At 48.2% G+C, this 20,079-nt stretch carries 21 protein-coding genes; 15 read left to right on the top strand and 6 right to left on the bottom strand.

Going from position 1 to position 20,079, the window contains the following annotated elements:
* Positions 1–33: 33 nt before the first annotated feature.
* The 4 genes from P364_RS0102245 to nirB all read right to left on the bottom strand — a co-directional run bounded on the left by P364_RS0102245 (position 34) and on the right by nirB (position 4,550).
* The gene (locus tag P364_RS0102245) at positions 34–663 is read right to left on the bottom strand and encodes a YfbR-like 5'-deoxynucleotidase (RefSeq protein ID WP_024628536.1); all 630 of its coding nucleotides are present in this window, start codon (positions 661–663) and stop codon (positions 34–36) included.
* A gap of 225 nt (positions 664–888) precedes the next feature.
* Complete coding sequence (locus P364_RS0102240; RefSeq protein ID WP_024628535.1) at positions 889–1,671, bottom strand: formate/nitrite transporter family protein; 783 nt, start codon at positions 1,669–1,671, stop codon at positions 889–891.
* Positions 1,672–1,724: 53 nt separating this feature from the next.
* The gene (nirD, locus tag P364_RS0102235; RefSeq protein WP_024628534.1) at positions 1,725–2,051 is read right to left on the bottom strand and encodes a nitrite reductase small subunit NirD; all 327 of its coding nucleotides are present in this window, start codon (positions 2,049–2,051) and stop codon (positions 1,725–1,727) included.
* A gap of 69 nt (positions 2,052–2,120) precedes the next feature.
* Positions 2,121–4,550, bottom strand: coding sequence for a nitrite reductase large subunit NirB (nirB, locus tag P364_RS0102230; RefSeq protein ID WP_024628533.1), 2,430 nt, complete (start codon positions 4,548–4,550; stop codon positions 2,121–2,123).
* Positions 4,551–4,845: 295 nt separating this feature from the next.
* On the opposite strand from nirB, the gene P364_RS0102220 reads away from it, so the two are divergent.
* Positions 4,846–5,553, top strand: a complete 708-nt coding sequence (locus P364_RS0102220; protein ID WP_024628532.1) for a metal-dependent hydrolase — start codon at positions 4,846–4,848, stop codon at positions 5,551–5,553.
* A 218-nt stretch (positions 5,554–5,771) separates the two neighbouring features.
* Here P364_RS0102220 and P364_RS0102210 read toward each other — a convergent pair whose 3' ends face one another.
* Positions 5,772–6,089 (bottom strand): hypothetical protein, encoded by a 318-nt coding sequence (locus P364_RS0102210; RefSeq protein WP_052016457.1) that lies wholly within the window; start codon positions 6,087–6,089, stop codon positions 5,772–5,774.
* Between the two features lie 206 nt (positions 6,090–6,295).
* Positions 6,296–7,369 (bottom strand): M42 family metallopeptidase, encoded by a 1,074-nt coding sequence (locus P364_RS0102205; RefSeq protein ID WP_024628530.1) that lies wholly within the window; start codon positions 7,367–7,369, stop codon positions 6,296–6,298.
* 605 nt (positions 7,370–7,974) lie between these two features.
* On the opposite strand from P364_RS0102205, the gene spoVAC reads away from it, so the two are divergent.
* The 14 genes from spoVAC (at position 7,975) to P364_RS0102130 (ending at position 19,961) form a co-directional block, all read left to right on the top strand.
* The gene (gene spoVAC, locus P364_RS0102195) at positions 7,975–8,478 is read left to right on the top strand and encodes a stage V sporulation protein AC (protein ID WP_024628529.1); all 504 of its coding nucleotides are present in this window, start codon (positions 7,975–7,977) and stop codon (positions 8,476–8,478) included.
* Positions 8,475–9,491, top strand: a complete 1,017-nt coding sequence (gene spoVAD, locus P364_RS0102190; protein ID WP_024628528.1) for a stage V sporulation protein AD — start codon at positions 8,475–8,477, stop codon at positions 9,489–9,491. The genes spoVAC and spoVAD overlap by 4 nt, the downstream gene beginning before the upstream one ends.
* A gap of 3 nt (positions 9,492–9,494) precedes the next feature.
* On the top strand, positions 9,495–9,845 hold the full coding sequence (gene spoVAE, locus P364_RS0102185) for a stage V sporulation protein AE (protein WP_024628527.1): 351 nt from the start codon (positions 9,495–9,497) through the stop codon (positions 9,843–9,845).
* Positions 9,846–10,066: 221 nt separating this feature from the next.
* Positions 10,067–11,023, top strand: coding sequence for an AAA family ATPase (locus tag P364_RS0102180; protein WP_024628526.1), 957 nt, complete (start codon positions 10,067–10,069; stop codon positions 11,021–11,023).
* A gap of 3 nt (positions 11,024–11,026) precedes the next feature.
* Positions 11,027–12,274 (top strand): DUF58 domain-containing protein, encoded by a 1,248-nt coding sequence (locus tag P364_RS0102175; RefSeq protein ID WP_152532660.1) that lies wholly within the window; start codon positions 11,027–11,029, stop codon positions 12,272–12,274.
* Positions 12,271–14,484 (top strand): DUF4129 domain-containing transglutaminase family protein, encoded by a 2,214-nt coding sequence (locus tag P364_RS0102170; protein WP_024628524.1) that lies wholly within the window; start codon positions 12,271–12,273, stop codon positions 14,482–14,484. The genes P364_RS0102175 and P364_RS0102170 overlap by 4 nt, the downstream gene beginning before the upstream one ends.
* A gap of 109 nt (positions 14,485–14,593) precedes the next feature.
* The gene (locus tag P364_RS0102165; RefSeq protein WP_024628523.1) at positions 14,594–15,121 is read left to right on the top strand and encodes a YqeG family HAD IIIA-type phosphatase; all 528 of its coding nucleotides are present in this window, start codon (positions 14,594–14,596) and stop codon (positions 15,119–15,121) included.
* Entirely contained in the window at positions 15,118–16,245 is a 1,128-nt protein-coding gene (gene yqeH / locus P364_RS0102160; protein WP_024628522.1) for a ribosome biogenesis GTPase YqeH, read from the top strand. Before P364_RS0102165 ends, yqeH begins: the two co-directional genes overlap by 4 nt.
* A gap of 41 nt (positions 16,246–16,286) precedes the next feature.
* Positions 16,287–17,150, top strand: coding sequence for a shikimate dehydrogenase (gene aroE / locus P364_RS0102155; RefSeq protein WP_024628521.1), 864 nt, complete (start codon positions 16,287–16,289; stop codon positions 17,148–17,150).
* Between the two features lie 89 nt (positions 17,151–17,239).
* Positions 17,240–17,533, top strand: a complete 294-nt coding sequence (gene yhbY, locus P364_RS0102150; protein WP_024628520.1) for a ribosome assembly RNA-binding protein YhbY — start codon at positions 17,240–17,242, stop codon at positions 17,531–17,533.
* A 15-nt stretch (positions 17,534–17,548) separates the two neighbouring features.
* Positions 17,549–18,139, top strand: coding sequence for a nicotinate-nucleotide adenylyltransferase (locus tag P364_RS0102145; RefSeq protein WP_024628519.1), 591 nt, complete (start codon positions 17,549–17,551; stop codon positions 18,137–18,139).
* Positions 18,123–18,689 (top strand): bis(5'-nucleosyl)-tetraphosphatase (symmetrical) YqeK, encoded by a 567-nt coding sequence (gene yqeK / locus P364_RS0102140; protein WP_024628518.1) that lies wholly within the window; start codon positions 18,123–18,125, stop codon positions 18,687–18,689. The genes P364_RS0102145 and yqeK overlap by 17 nt, the downstream gene beginning before the upstream one ends.
* A 22-nt stretch (positions 18,690–18,711) precedes the next feature.
* Entirely contained in the window at positions 18,712–19,059 is a 348-nt protein-coding gene (gene rsfS / locus P364_RS0102135; RefSeq protein ID WP_024628517.1) for a ribosome silencing factor, read from the top strand.
* Positions 19,056–19,961 (top strand): CvfB family protein, encoded by a 906-nt coding sequence (locus P364_RS0102130; protein ID WP_024628516.1) that lies wholly within the window; start codon positions 19,056–19,058, stop codon positions 19,959–19,961. Before rsfS ends, P364_RS0102130 begins: the two co-directional genes overlap by 4 nt.
* Positions 19,962–20,079: the final 118 nt, after the last annotated feature.

Here is a 20,079-nt window from a genome sequence, read left to right as displayed (position 1 = left end):
TGGTTCTTGAAGAACCACGATGACTGGAGCTGATTATTGTGACAAAGCATCTTCCGTGATTTGGCGGATATCGAATGGGGAGCGGTTGCCTTCTTCAATGATGTCGGGGAGAATATGTTCGAGGAAATAGTGTACACAATGGAGATCAATATTTTTGATTTTGATCAGGGCATATCGATACATGACGATAAATTCCTTTTCGGTATTGCCACGTTGCAGTTCAGCAAACGCTTCGTACACCTGATCCATTTTGTCGGCTACTTCCAGAATGAGTCCTTCAACCGAGTTGTCTTTGCCTTCACGCAGCTGTCTGCGGAATATGGGCTGGAATTCCTCAGGAATATTTTCGTTAATAAAATGGGCAACCATGCCTTCTTCCACCTGCTGCAGCATGGAACGAAGCTCCAGTGAATAATGTTTGACTGGTGTTTTGATATCACCGATGAAGATTTCGCCATAATCATGACTGCTGGTGATTTCGTAAAGTTTCTTCCAATCAATAGCGACCCCATGCTGTTCCTCAATATCGGCAAGTGTTTTGGCATACTGCACGACTTTCCAGGAGTGAGCGGATACGCTGTGTTCCTCGAATTTGAATTTTCCCGGGGTACGAATAATGCGTTCAAGATCGTTGAGTGACCTGAAGTACGTATGAATTCCCATGTGTGCGATCATCCTTTTTAGTTTAAGTATGCGCTGATTATAACAAAGTTATGTCAAATCCAGATTAACCTTGATGAAGTCTAAGGTAAAGTAGAAGACGAATCGACAAACAGCAAAAAACCATCCTGTTCTCCTAAATTTAGAATCAGAGAGCGGATGGTCTTTTGCGTTTATTCACTTCCGTTTATTTAAGATCTTGCGGGTGTGACAAGGATGGGAATTGGGCTAGCTTTTCTTCTTCACGGGCGAAACAAACCAGTATGCCATACCTACAAACAGCGCACCGCCGATAATATTGCCGAGCGTGACCGGAATCATGTTATGGAGCCAGCCTGCCAGAGTAATTGTATCCGGGTGGTTTGGCAACAACCAGGACAAGGATAGCAAGGTCATATTGGCGACGCTGTGCTCATATCCACTCGCGATAAAGGCGTACAGACACCACCAGATGAGGACGAGTTTGGCAATATCTTCTTTTGAACGGGCCGCCATCCAGATCGCCAGACAGACCAACCAGTTACAAAGAATGCCTCGAAAGAACAGTTCGCTAACGGGAGCGGACATCTTTTTGGCAGAGACGACAAACAGCAGATGTTCCGGTGTAGCCGTTTTGAATAGACCGCTGCCCACAATGAGCAGGCTGAGCAGAATGGCACCGATCAGATTGCCGAGGAAGACGAGCCCCCAGTTTTTGAGGGTATCCCGAACAGTAGTCCGACCTGCCAAGGTGCTCATTGTGAAGAACATGTTGTTACCTGTAAACAGCTCCGATCCGGCAAAGATGACGAGGGTGAGGGCAAGTCCAAAAGACATGCCCATCAGCATCATTTGCAGTGGGGACTGAGCAGCAAGCAGTGGGGCACCGATACTGAATATCAGAATGATGCCAAGGCCTACATATGCGCCAGCCATCAAAGCCGCAACCATGTAACGTGGCAGGCTTGCGTTCATTTGATCTCGTTTTTTAACCGCAGCTTCAATTATTCCTTCAACATTTGACGTATACATGACGATTTCCCCCATTATGGTGCATCTTTCGTAGACAGTGAAAATCTTACAAACTATAAAGCGATCCAGATCTGCCCGTTCTCGATCTTCACGGGATACATCTGCACTTGTCCCCGATCGGGGGCCTGAACAAGACCTGTGTTTAAGTCAATTTTCCAATCATACAGCGGATCATACAGATAATACCCGGAGACAATCCCTTCCGCCAGCGGTCCGCCCTTGGGATGAGGATTTTTATTTTCTGCAGCGAAGATGCTATCATCTGAGGTGCGAAATACAGCCAGTTGATGGCCTTCAATATCAACCACTCTGCCAATTTGCGGCAGGAATTCTTCGATCTCTCCGGCAGGATAGTAGATGGCAGATTGCTGTGTTGTCATATGAACATCTCCTTCATTTTCAGATTAGGTTAGAGGCTCAATATCTATTATAATGGCCGAGACAGGGTACTATGGTCGAGCAGAAACTTCTATGCCATGGAATAATTTGTTCTGGCCTTCCTCATTACGCAGTGCTTTTTTCCAAGGATCTTCCACTTGCTCAAGAGCGAATTCGATTCGTTCCATAAGCGCCTTACGTTCTTTTACGTCATTGACAACAACGGCTCGAATCTGCTCCAGACCTACGCGTTCCACCCATTCGGAAGTCCGCTCCAGGTAGTTGGCTGTCTCCCGATAGTGCTGCATAATCGCTCCACAAAGCTCAACTAATTCTTCATCGGTCTTCACCTTGCACAAGGAGTCGGCCAGTCTGGCCTTGATGCCGCCGTTGCCTCCAATAAATATTTCCCAGCCGCCGTCGTTGCCCACGATACCAATATCTTTCGTACACGACTCCGCACAGTTACGAGGGCAACCGTTTACGGCATATTTGAACTTGGCAGGCAAATCCAGACGTTCAAACTTGCGCTCTAGCAGAGCGCCCATCGCCATGGAATCCTGCGTGCCAAAGCGGCAAAATTGTGAGCCGACACATGTTTTGACTGTACGCAGCGATTTGGCGTATGCATAGCCAGAAGGCATATCCAATTCAGCCCAGACTTTGGGCAGATCTTCTTTTTTGACTCCAATCAGATCTAGCCGCTGACCTCCAGTTACTTTGATTGCTTTTACATCGTATTTGACCGAAATGTCGGCAATGCGTTTCAGGTCTTCCGGAGTTGTGACTCCGCCATACATGCGCGGTACAACCGTATACGTGCCGTCTTTTTGAATATTGGCGTTCATGCGTTCGTTGACAAAGCGGGATTCCTTTTCATCCACATGGGTATCTGGTGCAATCATGCCAAGGTAATAGTTAATGGCAGGGCGGCATTTGGAACACCCTTCGGGTTGACTCCATCCCAGAACATGCATGACCTCCTTGGTCGTTTGCAGTCCTTTCTGTCTGATCTCGGCTACGATTTCATCCCGGCTGAGGGAGGTACAGCCACAGATTCCCTGTTTGGCACCTGCTGTAAAGTTGTCTCCAAGCACATATTGCAAAATCTGTTCAACAACCGGCTTGCAGCCACCGCAGGAGCGCGTTGCCCCCGTACAGGCTTTGATTTGGTCTACACTGGTCAATCCCTCACTCGTAATGGCATTGATAATGGTTCCTTTGGTTACCCCGTTACATCCACAGACAATTTCGTCTTCTGCCATGGTTTCCACGGATGCAGCTTTTTTGTGCCCACCGCAGCCTGTACCCATCAGTGAAGCATATAGTTCATCTGTCATCTCTGCTTGTTGTTTGATCAATTTCTGTAATTCGGCAGAATCCGTGATATCACCAAAGAGTACAGCGCCAACCATGATATTATCCCGAAGCAGAATTTTTTTGTATGTGCGTTTCCAGTCGTCCTTATGTGCAATGACCGTATGTTCGGGACTATCAATAAATTCACCGGTCGAAAAGACATCTACGCCCGAAATTTTCAATTTCGTAGATACCACAGAACCTTCATAAGGAGCTGTCTCAACGCCGCATATATGTTTGGCCAGAATCATGCCCTGTTCAAATAGTGGGGCAACAAGGCCGTAGCATATACCACGATGTTCGGTACATTCTCCGACGGAATAGACATTATCCAGTGACGTCTGCATATAGTCATCCACTACAATGCCTCGGTTAACTTCTATGCCACTATCTCGGGCTACCCCCGTATTGGGTTTGATGCCTACGGCCATGACAACAAAATCAGTGTTCAACACGGAATCGTCCGCAAAACGAATACCTTCTACCCGTTCGCCACCGAGAAGCTCTGCAGTTTGTGCGCCCATCTTGAACCGGATGCCCTGTCGCTCAAGTTCGGCTTTTAACATCGTGGACGCCTGTGGGTCAAGCTGGCGTTCCATCAGATCCTCCATCAGATGCACGACAGTGACTTCCATGCCGAGTTGTACCAGGCCTTTGGCAGCTTCGAGGCCAAGAAGACCTCCTCCAATGACAGCGGCTTTTTTATACTGTTTCGCGGCTTCCAGCATGACGTTACAATCCGCGATATCTCTGAAGCCGACGACTCCTTGTTTGTCATGACCCGGTACGGGAAGAATGAAGGAGCTAGAGCCGGTTGCAATAATGGCTTTGTCGTAAGGGAAGCGTGCGCCTTCCGCAGTTACGACTTCATGAGTCTTGGAATCAATCCGTGTTACGGTTGTACCCGTATGGAGGGTGATACCATAATCTTCATACCAATGCAGATCATTGAGCACAATATCATCAACTGTTTTGCTGCCTTCCAATACATAGGACAGCATAATCCGGTTATAATTGGGATAGGGCTCTGTGCCAAAGACGGTAATGTCGAACTGGGAACTCAATTTTAAAATTTGTTCAACTGTACTGATGCCTGCCATACCGTTGCCGACGATAACCAGTTTTTCCTTATTTCCGTTCATGTGTATATGCCTCCTTGAATGGACACTGTACATTACCATCATTTTTAGTGGTTTATATTTGAATCATAACGTTCAATGCAGACATAAAATGTGATTATTTTCACTAACAACTATAGTTGCATCACAAATTTAAAAGTGTGATCCCTATTACGGATTCTTTTTTATTTTTTTTGGATACAGGGTAAAAGTTAAATGAAATAAGAAATGCGAACTATTGTTCTTATATTGTTTTCGTTGTAATATCTTGAGTGGGCCGTTTATGTTCCCTATTTCTTCGAAAGGAAGTTTTTGCATCATGATGGGAAGATCCCACCTCATTATTGGGACCACTGTATCCCTCTCTGTTCTGCAATTGGCAGGTATGCCCGTGACTGCACCGGCAGTTACTGTTGCCCTGATCGGTTCACTGCTGCCAGACATTGATGAACCAAATTCGCTATTGGTATCCAAGGCATTGCCGAACAGTCTGATTCGACTGCTACAGACCATCCTGCTGCCTGTCGCTGTATTTGTGTACTTCTATGTTCAGGCGAAACCATGGAATCTGCTGCTTGCCATTCTGATTGCGATGGTATCTTTCCTGCCGTCCCGTTCGCTGCGCAAAGTGTTGATGTTTGCGATTGGATTAGGCCTCGTATTTTATGGCCATGCATTTGCACCATGGAATCTGATCGCGGGCAGTCTGCTAATGCTGTGTACCACGTTAACCCATAGGGGATTAACACACACATTATATGGAACCGCCGTATGGGCAGGATTGCTCTACAGTACGACTCATTTGCAGGGGCCTGAGATCTGGGTAGCTGGAGGTACGGCATATGCCATGCATCTGTTGGCTGATTCGTTGACGAATCGCGGTATTCGTCCATTGCCGCCACTCAAGTGGCGTATACGGTTCAATCTCATGAGTACAGGTACGAAACATGGGGCTGTTGTGGAGAATGTCTGCATTGTGCTGGCACTTATTTTGGCCTGGATTGCGTTTTCGCCTTTATTTCTGTGATATCTCAAAAATACCAGTCCTGCAATAGGACTGGTATTTCTTTGGTTCATATGCATGGCTGTAATCAAAATGGAGAGGGTCATGTGGTTGTGGGTGTACTCGACAAACCTTCAATATCTGTTGAACCAAATACAAACAGCATTACAAGGATAACTACAATGATCAGTTCGGCGAAGCCGATTCCGTCAAAGTCAGACATTATATCAACCTCATTCCTCTTAGGAATTTATCCTTTTCTGAAAAGCCCGAACGACATCATCCAGAGTTACATCACCCATTTCGTCAAGAAATTGGACGACTTTGTCGGCGTTCGATGGTGCAATATTTTTTAGTGTTTTATACTGTCCAACCAACTCAACAACCAATGTGGCCTCTCGAAACAATGTAACTGCATCCACTCTTAATTTCCCGCTCACCAGCAAGGCTGCGACGATAATTTCCAGGTTCTTTCCTTTAAGGTTGCCATTGAGAAGGGTGTTGGCAGCATTTGTTTTGGTGGAACCTTTATTCGATTTTCCATTCCTTCTCATTGCCATAATAGGTCCCCCGCTGTTTCATGTTTAGTTCTTCTACCGATGTTATATCTTATGATTCTTTTCTATATATGTTCTAGCTATTAAACTAGTTGAACAAAAAAAGAGATACCTTGATGTATCAGGATATCTCTTAAATTCATATATTCATTTCAATGAAGGTTAAGCAATGAAGTGCATGTAGCAAGCTTTACCCCTAGAATCCACAATTACGTGTTTTCGATAATCGTATTCAGTGTTGTCTGATCCAGACCCTTCACCAGCTTCACGAGCAACTCTTTAGCCGCATCATAGTCATCCGTATGAATAATGGAAGAAGAGGTATGAATGTAGCGTGCGCAGATGCCAATTACCGTTGAAGGCACACCGATACCGCTCAGATGAACCGCTCCGGCATCCGTACCACCAGGGGAGATAAAATATTGCATTTTGATCTGATTGGATGATGCTGTGTCCTGAACATACTCAACAATACCGCGATGGGTGAACATGCCCGGATCGAAGATGCGCAACAGGGCCCCCTGACCAATATGTCCGAATGATTGTTTATCTCCAGTCATATCATTCGCGGCACTGCAGTCCAGTGCAAAGAAAATATCAGGCTCAATCAGATTGGCAGCCGTGCGTGCACCACGAAGTCCCAATTCCTCTTGAACGGTTGCACCGCAATAGAGGGTGTTTGGCAACTTTTCCTTATGTAGTGCTTCAACCAGCTCAAGGGCAAGCCCTACTCCGTAACGATTATCCCAAGCCTTTGCCATAATTTTCTTCGGATTGGCCATCGGTGTGAACTCACAGATCGGCACGATCTGCATACCCGGATGAATGCCCCAAGATTCTGCTTCTGCACGGTTATCCGCACCAATATCCAAGTACATATGGTTGAGATCAACCGGTTTATTACGCTGGGATTCATCGAGTAAATGAGTAGGTGTTGAACCGACAACCCCGGGAATCCGGCGTTCCGGAGTGATGAGTTCCAGACGTTGAGACAGTACAGCCTGACTCCACCATCCACCGAGTGGACGGAATTTGATCATGCCTGTTTCCGTAATGCCTGTAGTCATGAAGCCAACTTCGTCGAAGTGACCTGCAACCATGACTTTGGGTCCGGACGCCTCTCCTCGCAATACGCCAAAAAGGCTACCCAACCGATCCTGGACAAATTCATCCGTATAGGGAGACATTTGTTCCTTCATCCATCCGCGAAGCTCGCGTTCAAACCCGGAAACGGAAGGGAATTCCGTCAACGTTCGAAACATTTCCAACGTTTTTTGATTCATGTGTCGACAACTCCTCTGCTTGTATGTAGATCAGGTCTCAGCAGAACGGCTGCCGGACTGTTGTCCTTCGAAAGAGAAGAACGTTTTATTTAACCACTGGTCACACTACAGTATGAACCTTGCGCAAGTAATTGTCCATGGTTATGTCACGTATCTCAGGCATGAATGATTGCTCGTTTGATGCTTTATCGGGCTATTAAATCCGCACCAATCACAGTCGCGAGGCCGCTACATTGAATATGCATATAGTGAGGAACAGTTTTGCTTAACCTTTATTTTTAATAAACCCGTCATTTCACTTGCCTGACAAGAGGAAGGAGCTTGGACAATAGATGATTCCACCCGATGAAGGCAATGAAACCATCCTTTGTATCGTTCTTTTTATTTTGCTCGTGATCATTCTGCTTTATTTATAAATTTCATCTGACCTCTGATCCGGCGCTGAGCGACTCATCTGATTCAGCTGCTTTATCGTGCTGGAAACAAATGCTGTCTTCCGCCGGATACATAACTTTCCCAACCTTAACAAACAATGAATACAGGATTACACACAGTACATGCAGTCACATCAGTTGACTCATTTTCACTAAGGGAGGTTCTGTATATTGCCAGCTCAATCTAAGGGTAGTGGAAAAAAATCATCATCATCCCTGTCCATCAGTGAACAGGAATATAAAAAAGTCGCCAAAAAACACGAGCCTGCCCGTCCAATCTGGGCGAACTGTATTAAGGCATTCTTGGTTGGCGGATTCATCTGCGTCATTGGACAGGCTATCCAGGAAGCGTTTATGGCCGGGTTCCACATGACATCCAAGGAAGCTGCCAGTCCAACCGTTGCGGTCATGATTCTCATTTCAGTCATTCTGACTTGTTTGGGTGTCTACGATAAAATGGCGCAATGGGCTGGGGCCGGGACGGCTGTCCCTGTCACCGGGTTTGCCAACTCCATGTGCTCGGCAGCACTGGAGCATCGTGCCGAAGGGCTGGTACTTGGTGTCGGTGCGAACATGTTCAAACTGGCAGGCTCGGTCATCGTGTTTGGTGTCGTTGCTGCCTTCATCGTGGGGATCGTGTATGCCATTCTCGGCTTCGGAGGTGGACATCTATGAAACGCTTGGGCCAACAAACCTGGCAATTTGAGAACCGTCCACGCATTATCGGCAGGTCAGCAGTCGGAGGGCCGGATGAAGGCCAAGGGCCTCTTGCATCTGATTTTGATTATGTATATGACAATTTGGAGATTGGGGAGAAAACCTGGGAAAAGGCAGAGCGCAAGCTCCTTGAACAGGCCTCCCAAATGGCTTTGATCAATGCCAATATCACGAAGGAAGAGCTTCAATTCTTTGTTGGCGGGGATCTGATGAACCAGATTATCAGCAGTTCCTTTTCTGCCCGCAAGTTGGGTGTACCTTATCTGGGGGTATTTGGTGCCTGTTCAACCTCAATGGAGACCTTGGCTCTGGCCTCACTCATAGTGGATTCGGGTGCAGGGGATTATGTACTGGCAGGTACGGTGAGTCACAACTGTACGGTGGAAAAGCAATTTCGTTATCCAACAGAGTACGGTTCTCAGAAGCCGCCATATGCGCAGTATACTGTTACGGGGTCGGGTTGCAGTGTGATATCCCGCACGGGTCAAGGCCCTGTAGTCACCAAAGCGACAATTGGCCGAATTATGGATATGGGCATTAAAGATCCGTTTAACATGGGGGCTGCAATGGCTCCTGCTGCAGCAGATACCATTGTTTCGCATTTCCGGGATACGGGCCTGGAACCCGGTTATTATGATCTGATTGTTACAGGTGATCTTGCATCGGTAGGATTGCCCATCGTTAAGGAGCTTTTGCATAAAGAGGGTGTTCCGATGGAACAAACGGTCTTCAATGATTGTGGCCTGATGATATATAACCTGGAAAAGCAGCCTCAGGTTGTGGCTGGGGGAAGCGGATGTGGATGTTCAGCGACCGTGACCTACGGTCATATTTTGAACCGGATGCAAAAGGGTGAACTCAATAAGGTATTGGTGGTCGCTACTGGTGCATTATTGTCCCCACTTTCATACCAGCAGGGCGAGAGCATTCCTTGTATTGCGCATGCCGTAGCCATAGAAAAGGAGGGATAAAGGATGCAGTTTTTGTGGGCATTTATTGTTGGCGGGTTGATCTGTGTTGTGGGACAGCTTCTGATGGATGGTGTCAAGCTGACTCCTGCACATACGATGAGTACACTTGTTGTGGCCGGTGCGGTTGCGGATGCGTTTGGACTATATGATCCACTCGTCCAATTCGCTGGGGCGGGAGCCTCCATTCCCATTACCAGTTTTGGTAACTCCCTTGTGCACGGGGCATTGACGGAGCTGGAGAAAGAGGGATGGATCGGTGTTATTACGGGGATATTCGATTTGACCGCGGCGGGTATTTCCTCAGCGATTATCTTTTCTTTTCTCGCGGCATTGGTGGTTCGACCCAAAGGATAACAAACAAAGGATGCACAGAGCTAGACACTATAAACATTATATAAGGATCCAGCAGAGGCTTCGGATAACTTCTATCCGGGCCTCTTTTTGTCGTAATCATGCGATAACTGCGGTGAATCTGACGGCTGGAAACAAAATATGAGTTCCTTCGAGTGTACTCGCGCCCGTGGATCATGTACAATAAAAGGAAATCTGTATGCTTTTTTAGGAGGTTAGACCACATGCCTGTGCGCAAAGAGTCGATCCAAATCATATCAGCAGTTCGTTCTAATCTGGAATCATGCATAATGGGAAAATCCTTTGAAATTCAACTTTTGCTCACAGCTTTGCTTGCAGGCGGACACGTTCTGATTGAAGACGTACCGGGAACAGGCAAAACGCAGTTGGTTAAAGCGTTATCGAAATCCATGCGCGGAGAGTACCGCCGCATTCAATGTAATCCTGATATTTTGCCGAGTGACATTACAGGGGTATCCGTTTTCCATCCGCGGGACGAGCGCTTTTACTTCCGCCCGGGTCCGGTTATGACCAACATTTTGCTGGCAGATGAGATTAACCGGGCTACAACGAAAACGCAGTCCGCATTGCTGGAAGTCATGGAGGAGCGGAGTGTAACGGTAGATGGTGATACGTATGATCTGCCCCATCCATTTATGCTCTGTGCAACCCAGAATCCAATCGATTTTGAGGGAACGTACACATTGCCGGAAGCGCAGCTGGACCGGTTCATGTTGAAAATAAGTCTGGGTTATCCCGACAAAGATATTGAGAAAACGCTACTGAAACAGCATCAGTCCGGTCAGCCTGTGGACCGGCTTGAATCCGTAACCCACATGGATCAGATATCTGCCATTCAACAGGAAATCAAGGAAGTATTCCTCGGTGATCCAGTCATGGATTATCTGCTTGATGTGGTTCGCAAAACACGCTCCCATCCATCCGTATTGCTGGGCGCCAGCCCAAGGGCAGCCATTTCATTTATGATGGCCGTGAAGGCTTTTGCCTTCTTGCAGGAACGTGACTACGTGCTTCCGGATGACGTGAAAACGATGGCACCTTACGTAATCTCTCATCGGATCGTGCTGCGTCCCGAATCGAGACTGGACAGCATGAGCTCCGAAGCTGTATTAAATTCCGTACTTCAGCAGGTTCGTGTGCCCGTCTCCATGGGGCAATAATTGATGAAGCCGCTTTTGAGTACAGTCCGAAGGGGAATACGCCACCCTCGCGTATGGAGCATCGCGGCGGTGTGGATGTGCTGCTTGGCTTATGTTTTATTCCAGGGCGGGAAGACCTCCCTGATGTTGCTGTCGATGGTGACTCTGCTTTGTCTTTACCTTGCGATTGCTGGTTTTAGCGGTGTACGGCGTACTCAAGGCGTGCGCAAGCTCTCTTCCGGTCAGGATCATGAAGAGCTGCTCCATGCCGGTGACCAGGTACAGGTGCAGTTAAGTCTGAGCATCCCGGGATTTTTGCCACTCCCTTATGTGGTTGTGCGTGAAATGCTGCATCGGCATAACGGCGAATCTTGGTCTTTCAAAGAAAGCCTTATTCCGAGCATGCGTGGGTATGGTGAATTGTCATTTCAGACCCCACCGCTGGAGCGAGGCAAGTATGTCTTCTCAGAAACGGAATGTGCCAGCGAGGACATCTTTGGGCTGATTGAGCATCGGGGCACGTTCAAAGCGAAAGGGGAATTCCGGGTTCTGCCGCGGACCGTATTTATTCCGTACTGGCAGCTATATGACCGTAAATCGCGGTTATCCGGCCCGCAGACAGCCCTGACCCGCTCGCGCAGGGAAACGACCCAGATCAATGGTGTGCGTGATTATGTGTACGGCGACCGTCTTTCCCGGATTCACTGGAACGCTACTGCGAAGACGGGCGCGTGGAAATCCAAGGAATTTGAACATGAGTCGGTGCCGAAAACGATTCTGGTGCTGGATGCGCTGGCAGGCAGCTATGAACATGGTGAGGCCTTTGAACTGGCTGTGTCCACGGCTGCCTCTCTGCTGGAGTATGGCACAAGAGAACGAATGGGTATGGGACTGCTGACACTGTCGGAGAAGACAACATTTTTTGCTCCCAGCGAAAGTTCGCTGGAACGGCAAAAGATGATTCATCATCTGGTGGATATCCAATATAACGGCCAGGAGAATCGTTTGCTGCCTGGTGTCGAGAAGATGTCGCGTCAGTTTCCTCAAGGCGCTTATTTTGTAGTGATTTCTCCCCAGAAAGATGAAAAAGTTCTGGAGCTGCTTCGATGGGCTGACACACGGGGAATGACTCCTTGTCATATTCTAATTGAGCCCAGTGATTACCGCCGGAGTTCCGAGTGGAATGCGATGCTGCGCGGAAGAGGTACAAGATCCTTCACCGTTTCCCATTTGCAGGAGCTTCCAACGGTTATGGGGGGAGGTAGTGTATGAGTACTAAAGGCAAAGAGCTGGCAGCGGGAAAAAGATCCTGGTATCATGCAGCTTCGTTGCTCTGGATATTCCTGATTGGGATGCAGTGGATTTCATTTACACAGGAAACCTGGTATACCGAAACAACTTCATTGGTGCTATGGACGCTTGCAGCGGTCAGTTTACTGGAAATTATACTTCCCTTCAAAATGATAATTCGAACCATAATCAAGGCTGTTGTCATTGTGTATCTTTTGCATAAGACATTAATTGATTACACGGTTTACATTCCTTATGGCACGTTTATGGAGCGTACAGAGCAGTTTATACTGCACCTGACGCCGTACATCTGGTTCTCCCTTTGCGCATGGGTCATGCTTGAAGCTGCCCTTCGCCTGGTGAACACGACACGCCGAATTCTTGTTTTTCTGGGCATCAACATTATTTCGATGGGAATTCTGGATTCCTTCACCCAGATTCCACTCTGGATTGAAATTGCCTGGGTCATGTTTGCGGGAATGGGATGGCTGGTATGCCAGCACTTCCATAATTTTCAACTGCAATATCCACAAGGCTGGAAGCGAATTATCCGGTATCCTTACAAAATTCTGGCGAACATTGCAATCATATTTTCTTTAATTATCGTAGCCAGTGTGAACATGCCGGAAGTTCCTCCTACCTTGACGGACCCGTATACCGCGTGGCGTAATTATACCGGAAGTTCGACGAATCAGGCAGGGAACGGAACACTGGATATTCCGGCAGCAACCGAGTCGGGATACAGCAGGGAAGACAACCAGCTTGGCGGAGGATTTAACTTCGACTATACACCTGTCATGTCCGTCACCACCAATGAGCGCAGTTACTGGCGTGGGGAGACACGCGCTGAGTATACGGGAACAGGCTGGGATGATCGCGGACGAAGTGCGACAGAGGATGTTGAAGCGGGACAGGCTCTGGAGAATGACGAACCCGGAAATGTGAGCACCAAACAAGTCAATCAGAAAGTGACAATGTTGAATGACAACGTGTATCCCATCCTCTTCGGAGCCTATTCTATTTCGGAAGTAACGTCTGTCAATGGGGAAGCTAATTCGGAACGGATGTTATGGAATCCGGAGCAGGCAGAGCTTCATGTCGTTACAGACCGCCAGCAGCCGCAATATCCGAAGACGTATACGATTGTATCCGAGGCGCCAGTCATTGTGGAAGATGAACTTCGCACCAAATCTTTTGATGATCTGTATACGAGCAATCCGACAGATGATATGTACCTGCAGCTGCCATCCCGATTTCCTGATCGGGTGACGGATCTGGCTGCTGAAATTACAGCATCGGCAAATACGCCGTATGAAAAAGTGGCATTACTGCAAAACTATTTACAACAAAATTTTGATTACACAAACAATCCGGATTTATCCCGAAAAGTAAGCAGTGACTTTGTCGAAGGATTTTTATTTGACATTCGTGAAGGGTATTGTGATTATTTCTCGACTGCGCTGGTTATGATGGCGCGTTCCGAAGGCATTCCTGCCCGCTGGGTAAAAGGGTACGCGCCTGGTCAGCTGTCGCTGAATTCAGACATGCAGGCCCCGCGCCAGCCTGGGGACGAGATCGAGACGACCTACACCGTAACGAATGCAGATGCGCATTCCTGGGCTGAAGTTTATTTTGGCGAGTATGGCTGGATTCCGGTTGAAGCGACGCCGGGCTTTGACATGCCGCTGCTCACGGAACAACCGGATGTACAGCCGGTAGATGAGCCTGAAGAACAACCTGAAGAGGAACCGGTACAAGAGGAAGAGCAGACTCCTGCGCCTGAGCAGGCCTCATCCAGCATCCCGGCTTTTGTGATCTGGGCTGCGGGAGCCATCATTGTATTGTGGGTGGCTTATATGTTCTGGCGGAATCGCCTCTCACTTCGATTCTTCGTGCTTCGACTGCGGACAGGTGGACCGCTGACGCCTGAACAAAAGGTTGTGGCAGAGACCGAGCGCTGGATTCGTTACGCGAAGCGCAAAGGATTAACCCGGAGCGGGGACGAGACACTACGTGAATCGGTAACCCGCTGGAGTCAGGCGAAGCCAGCTGCAGCAGCGACATTGTACGAACTTCTCGCGAAGTTTGAGCAGACTCGCTATAGCCCTGCGTCTGTAACTGCAGACGACTGGAAGGCCGTCTATCAGACAGCCTCGAAGCTGCGTAAGGAACTTAAAGCGGAACGGGCGTAATGTCGCCCGTCCCGTTTTTCCTTTTTTCCTAAGCTATCAGGCGCTGTATGCATTTTCAGGAAAGACGGATTTGTGATATAGTGTGTCGTATGAAACTGAGGTGACTTCTTTGTTTGAAATGTTAATGCCCAAGCTGCGTGTAGACACGGTTTTTGACATTAATCTGGAAGAGCTATACGCTCAAGGCTACCGTGGAATTATAACTGATCTGGACAATACGCTCGTTGGGGCCAAAGCTCCTGACGCCACGCCCGAACTGATCGAGTGGTTCGCACGTGTCAAAGAGGCTGATTTCCAGCTCATGATAGTGTCCAATAACAATTTGAATCGTGTATCCCTGTTTGCGACGCCACTGGATATCCAGTTTGTGCATAGTGCACGCAAACCATCGAATGTTCCGTTTCGTAGAGCAATGAAGATGATGGAGTTGACTCCAGAAAAAACGATTGTGGTAGGCGATCAGATGCTTACGGATGTCTATGGAGGTAATCGGCTGGGACTCTATACGGTTCTGGTGCTGCCGATCTCCATTGGAGATGAAGGCTTCATGACCCGCTTCAATCGGCGCGTGGAACGGATTGCTCTGACGAGTTTGCGCAAGAAAGGCTTATGGCTTGAGGAGGAAAAGAAGAAATGACAGAACCGCATAACGGCAATATTGCCGTAAGGTGCAGCGGATGCGGAGTGCATCTGCAAACGGAAAACCCGGAATTACCAGGATTCATCCCTGAGAAAGCGTTGGATCGTGAACCCGTTATTTGCCAGCGCTGTTTCCGTATCAAAAATTACAATGAGTCATCATCCGTTACAGTGGATCAGGATGAATTCCTGGCCCTGCTGAGCAAAATCGGGGATAAGGATGCACTTGTCATCCATATCGTTGATCTGTTTGACTTTGATGGCAGCATCATCTCTGGTTTACAGCGTTTTGTAGGCAACAATCCGGTATTGCTTGCCGTGAACAAAACGGACTTACTCCCGAAAGTAACCAACTGGAACAAGGTTCGCAACTGGGTACAAAAGCAAGCCAAAGAACAGGGTTTGCGTACGGTGGACGTCGTGCTGTGCAGTGCGAAGCAAAATCAGGGCTTCGATCGACTGCTTGAGCTAGTCGGAACGTATCGCGGAGATCGTGACGTATATGTGGTTGGTGGTACGAATGTGGGTAAATCCACACTGATTAACCGTCTGATTCGTGACTACAGTGATCTTGAGCAGGAACTCACAACATCCCGTTATCCGGGAACGACGTTGGATATGGTTAATATTCCGCTGGATGATGGAAAAGCTATTATTGATACGCCGGGAATTGTATACCCTTGGCGTTTCAGTGAGATTGTATCCCGTAAGGATCTGGCTGCCATTATGCCTGAAAAACCGCTTAAACCTGCTGTTTATCAATTAAATTCTGGTCAGACGCTGTTCTTTGGCGGCATGGCTCGTTTTGACTTTGTGGAGGGGGATCGTCAGTCCTTCACTTGTTTTATCAGCACTGCGCTTGATATTCACCGGACGAAGCTGGAACGTGCAGACGACTTGTACCGTGACCATCTGGGTGAATTGCTGTCTCCGCCAACGCGTGAAGATGCAGCGGATATGCCTGAGTGGACCAGACATGAATTCCGTATCAAACGTGGCAGTCAGTCGGATGTATTCATTTCCGGCCTGGGCTGGATTAAGGTTAACGGAGAGAATGGGGCGCTTGTTGCTGTTCATGCTCCAAAAGGTATTCGTGTACTGATCCGTCCATCCTTGATCTAATGTAATCTCAGCAGCATTTTCATCAGATCGGAGGCGGAAGTATGTCCGAACAGAAAAAAGCCAATCCTTCACTCCCTGTTCTGCTTGGCGTTATGGGTGATCCCATTGCACATTCCAAATCGCCTGCCATGCATAATGCGGCTTTGCAGGCTGCAGGAGTGAATGGAATGTATATGCCATTGCATGTTCAACCCGAGCAGCTGGAAGCAGCCATTCGTGGCATCGTGGCGCTGGGGTACCGTGGTGTGAATGTAACCATTCCTCACAAGGAACAGGTCATGCAGTATCTTGATGTAATTGATGAAAGTGCACGTCTGATTGGTGCGGTAAACACCATTGTCAATGAAGAAGGCAAGCTGACAGGGTATAATACGGATGGCATCGGTTATGTGCGTTCTTTGAAGGAAGAAGCTGTGCCGGAACTCGCAGGTAAGCGTATCGCTGTTCTGGGGGCTGGAGGAGCAGCAAGAGGTGTGATCTATGCCCTCGCTTTGGAGAAGCCTGAACGGATTAGTATTCTTAACCGTACAGCCGACAGAGCCGTTGCGCTTGCTTCCGATCTGCGGGCTCATGGACTAGGTGATATCACAGGTGGCGGAATGGAAGAGGCCGCTGCGGTGCTGGCTTCGGCCGATATTGTGATTAACACAACAGCCGCAGGTATGCATCCGCATATAGATGACGTACCTGTTGATCCTGCACTCATTCGAGCCGGCGCAGCAGTAAGTGACCTCATCTACAATCCATTGGAAACTCGCCTGCTCCGTGAGGCAAGGCAGCGTGGATGTACCGTGCACGGTGGCCTGGGTATGTTTATATATCAGGGCGCGGTAGCGTTCGAACACTGGCTCGGCATTCCGGCTCCCGTGGAGACGATGAGACGAGCTGTATTAGACAGTTTTTGATATTGTAAAAATATAATTGAACGGTCAAGCCTCGGACAGACATTGTACTGTTACTGAGGTTTGCTCACCATAAGGAGTATGGAGTATTCATGTTAAACGGTAAACAAAAGCGCTTTTTGCGTTCACAAGCACATCATTTGACCCCTGTGTTTCAAATTGGTAAAGGGGGAACGAATGAGCACCTGTTCCGTCATATCGAAGATGCGATTGAGAAGCGTGAATTGATGAAAGTGCAAGTGCTGAACAACAATCTGGATGACAAAAATGAAATCGCGGAAGAAGTTGCCCGTGAAACAGGAAGCGAACTGGTGCAAGTCATCGGTAGCACCATCATCCTGTACAAAGAATCACGTGACAACAAACAAATTGAACTACCTAGGTAAGGGAGAGTGACACGGGTGAAGATCGGCATCATGGGTGGTACGTTTGATCCGATCCACATGGGGCACCTGCTGGCAGCCGAAGCGGCCAGGGATGCATATGCATTGGATGAAATCTGGTTCATGCCTTCCCATGTTCCCCCTCATAAACGCGGAACCGGGGCATCGGGACAGCAACGTCTTGAAATGACGGAAGCGGCAGTGAAAGATGTGCAGCACTACGAAGTGCTTGGCATCGAGATGGAGCTTGGCGGCGTGTCTTATACCATCGATACGATGAAGGAGCTTTGGCACCGTTTTCCGGAGCATGCATTTTACTTCATTGTTGGAGCGGATATGGTGAACTATCTTCCCAAGTGGGAACAGATCGAAGAACTCGCTGAACGTTTGATCTTCATCGGTGTGGGACGCCCGGGATTCCAGCTGCATCTGGATGACCTGCCTGACGTATTACAGGATCGGGTACTGTTGGCAGAGATGCCTTTGGTGGACATATCATCCACAGCAGTACGCAGACGTTTCTCCAAAGGGCATTCCGTGCGCTTTATGATTCCTGACGCGGTCCATCAATACATTGTAAGGAGCGGTTTATATGGAACTAAGCCGTGACGAACTGATCCGCGCTGTTTCCGGTCAAATGCCGGAGAAGCGTTGGAAGCATACGCTTGGTGTCATGGAGTCGGCAGTAATGCTGGCTGGAAAATACGGTGCTGACCCTGTAAAAGCGGATCTGGCAGCGATATTGCATGATGTGGCCAAGTATTGGCCTGTATCGGAGATGGAAGCGGTCATCCGTGATAATGGATTGAACGAAGAACTTTTGCAGCATGACAAGCAGCTCTGGCATTCCGAAGTGGGTGCTTTTGTTGCAGAGCGTGACTACGGCATTGATGATGCCGAAATTATTAATGCTATCCGCTGGCATACCTCAGGTCGGGTGGGCATGAGTCTGCTGGATAAAGTGGTATGTCTGGCGGATTATATTGAGCCTGGGAGAGACTTCCCGGGAGTGGATCATATCCGTGAACAGGCTGAACATAGTCTGGAAGAGGGTTTAATTGCCGGTTTTGACTCGACGATCAGCTTGCTGATCTCGCAGCGCCGTGTCATTTATCCTTTGACCATGTTGTCGCGAAATGACTTGATTGCACAATTATAGATTAATTTATGGAGGTTGGTTCATGACAGTATCATCGAAAGAACTTATGAATATGGCGGTTGCTGCCGCTGACGATAAAAAGGCATCCAACATTGTAGCGCTGGATCTGATTAACATCTCGCTGGTAGCGGATTATTTTGTTATCTGTCACGGGAATTCCGATACACAGGTACAGGCGATTGCAACAGAAATTCGCAAACAGGCACATGCAGCCGGAGTGAATATCAAAGGCATCGAAGGTATGGATTCTGCACGTTGGGTATTGATGGATATGGGTGATGTGGTTGTTCATATCTTCCACCGCGACGAGCGTGAGTATTACAACATTGAACGACTGTGGTCTGATGCCAAAGTGGTGGAAACGGTATGAGTTTGATCGCAGGAACAGTTGTCAATTTGCCGGTTTCACGTGAAGTGTCTCCGTTTGGCTACTTTTTGACGACAGGATCGGAAGATGTACTGCTTCACTATACGGAGCTTACACGGGACGTTAAAATTGGTGAAATGCTGGAGGTCTTTCTGTTCTTTGATACGGAAGATCGTCTCGCGGCAACCATGAAAAAACCATATCTCACACTCGGTGAAATGGGACGACTGGTTGTGGCTGATATTCATCCACGCCTCGGCTGTTTCCTCGAAATGGGGCTTGGACGGCAATTGCTGCTCCCGATTCGTGAATTGCCTGAATTGGAAGAATTACGTCCTCATGTGGGGGATGAAGTTTTTGTTCTTATGGAGCACGACAAGCAAGGACGTTTGCGGGCAAAATTGGCTGGGGAACGTGAGCTTGCGCCATTGTCTTTCCATGCGCCAACCTCTTGGGTGAACGAATGGGTTGAAGCAACAGTGTACAAGCCACTTCAGATGGGTACTTTTGTACTTGTTGACGGTGGTGTGCTGGGCTTTGGCGCGATCGGCATGATTCATTCCTCGGAGCGAAATCGTATGCTGCGCCTTGGTGAAAAGGTGAAATGCCGGGTAACCATGGTACGTGAAGACGGACGTGTTAATCTGGCGATGTCTCCTCTCAAAGAGGTAGGTCGCAATGAAGATGCGGACAAACTGCTCGCTTTCATGAAAGAGCGCCCTACGGGCGGCATGCCTTATTCGGATGCTACCCCGCCGGACATTATCAAGGAGCGTTTTGGCATCAGTAAATCTGCTTTCAAGCGTGCCTTGGGCAAACTGATGAAGGACGGTCTGGTCACTCAAAAGGAAAACTGGACCTATCTGACAGAGTCTGTACCCCAGGATCAGAACGAGGACAAGTAAGCAAACAGCTATCATGGATCAAGCATGTGCTTGAATCCAAACGTAAAGGCAGGGCAAGGCTGGGTGAACTCCGGACGCCCCTGCTTTTTCTTTTGTTCAAATAAGCTTCGAAAATGAA

It is taken from the genome of Paenibacillus sp. MAEPY2, assembly GCF_000499205.1.
In the GTDB taxonomy this organism is placed as follows: Bacteria; Bacillota; Bacilli; order Paenibacillales; family Paenibacillaceae; genus Paenibacillus; species Paenibacillus vandeheii.
This window is presented reverse-complemented; position numbering and strand designations above follow the sequence as displayed.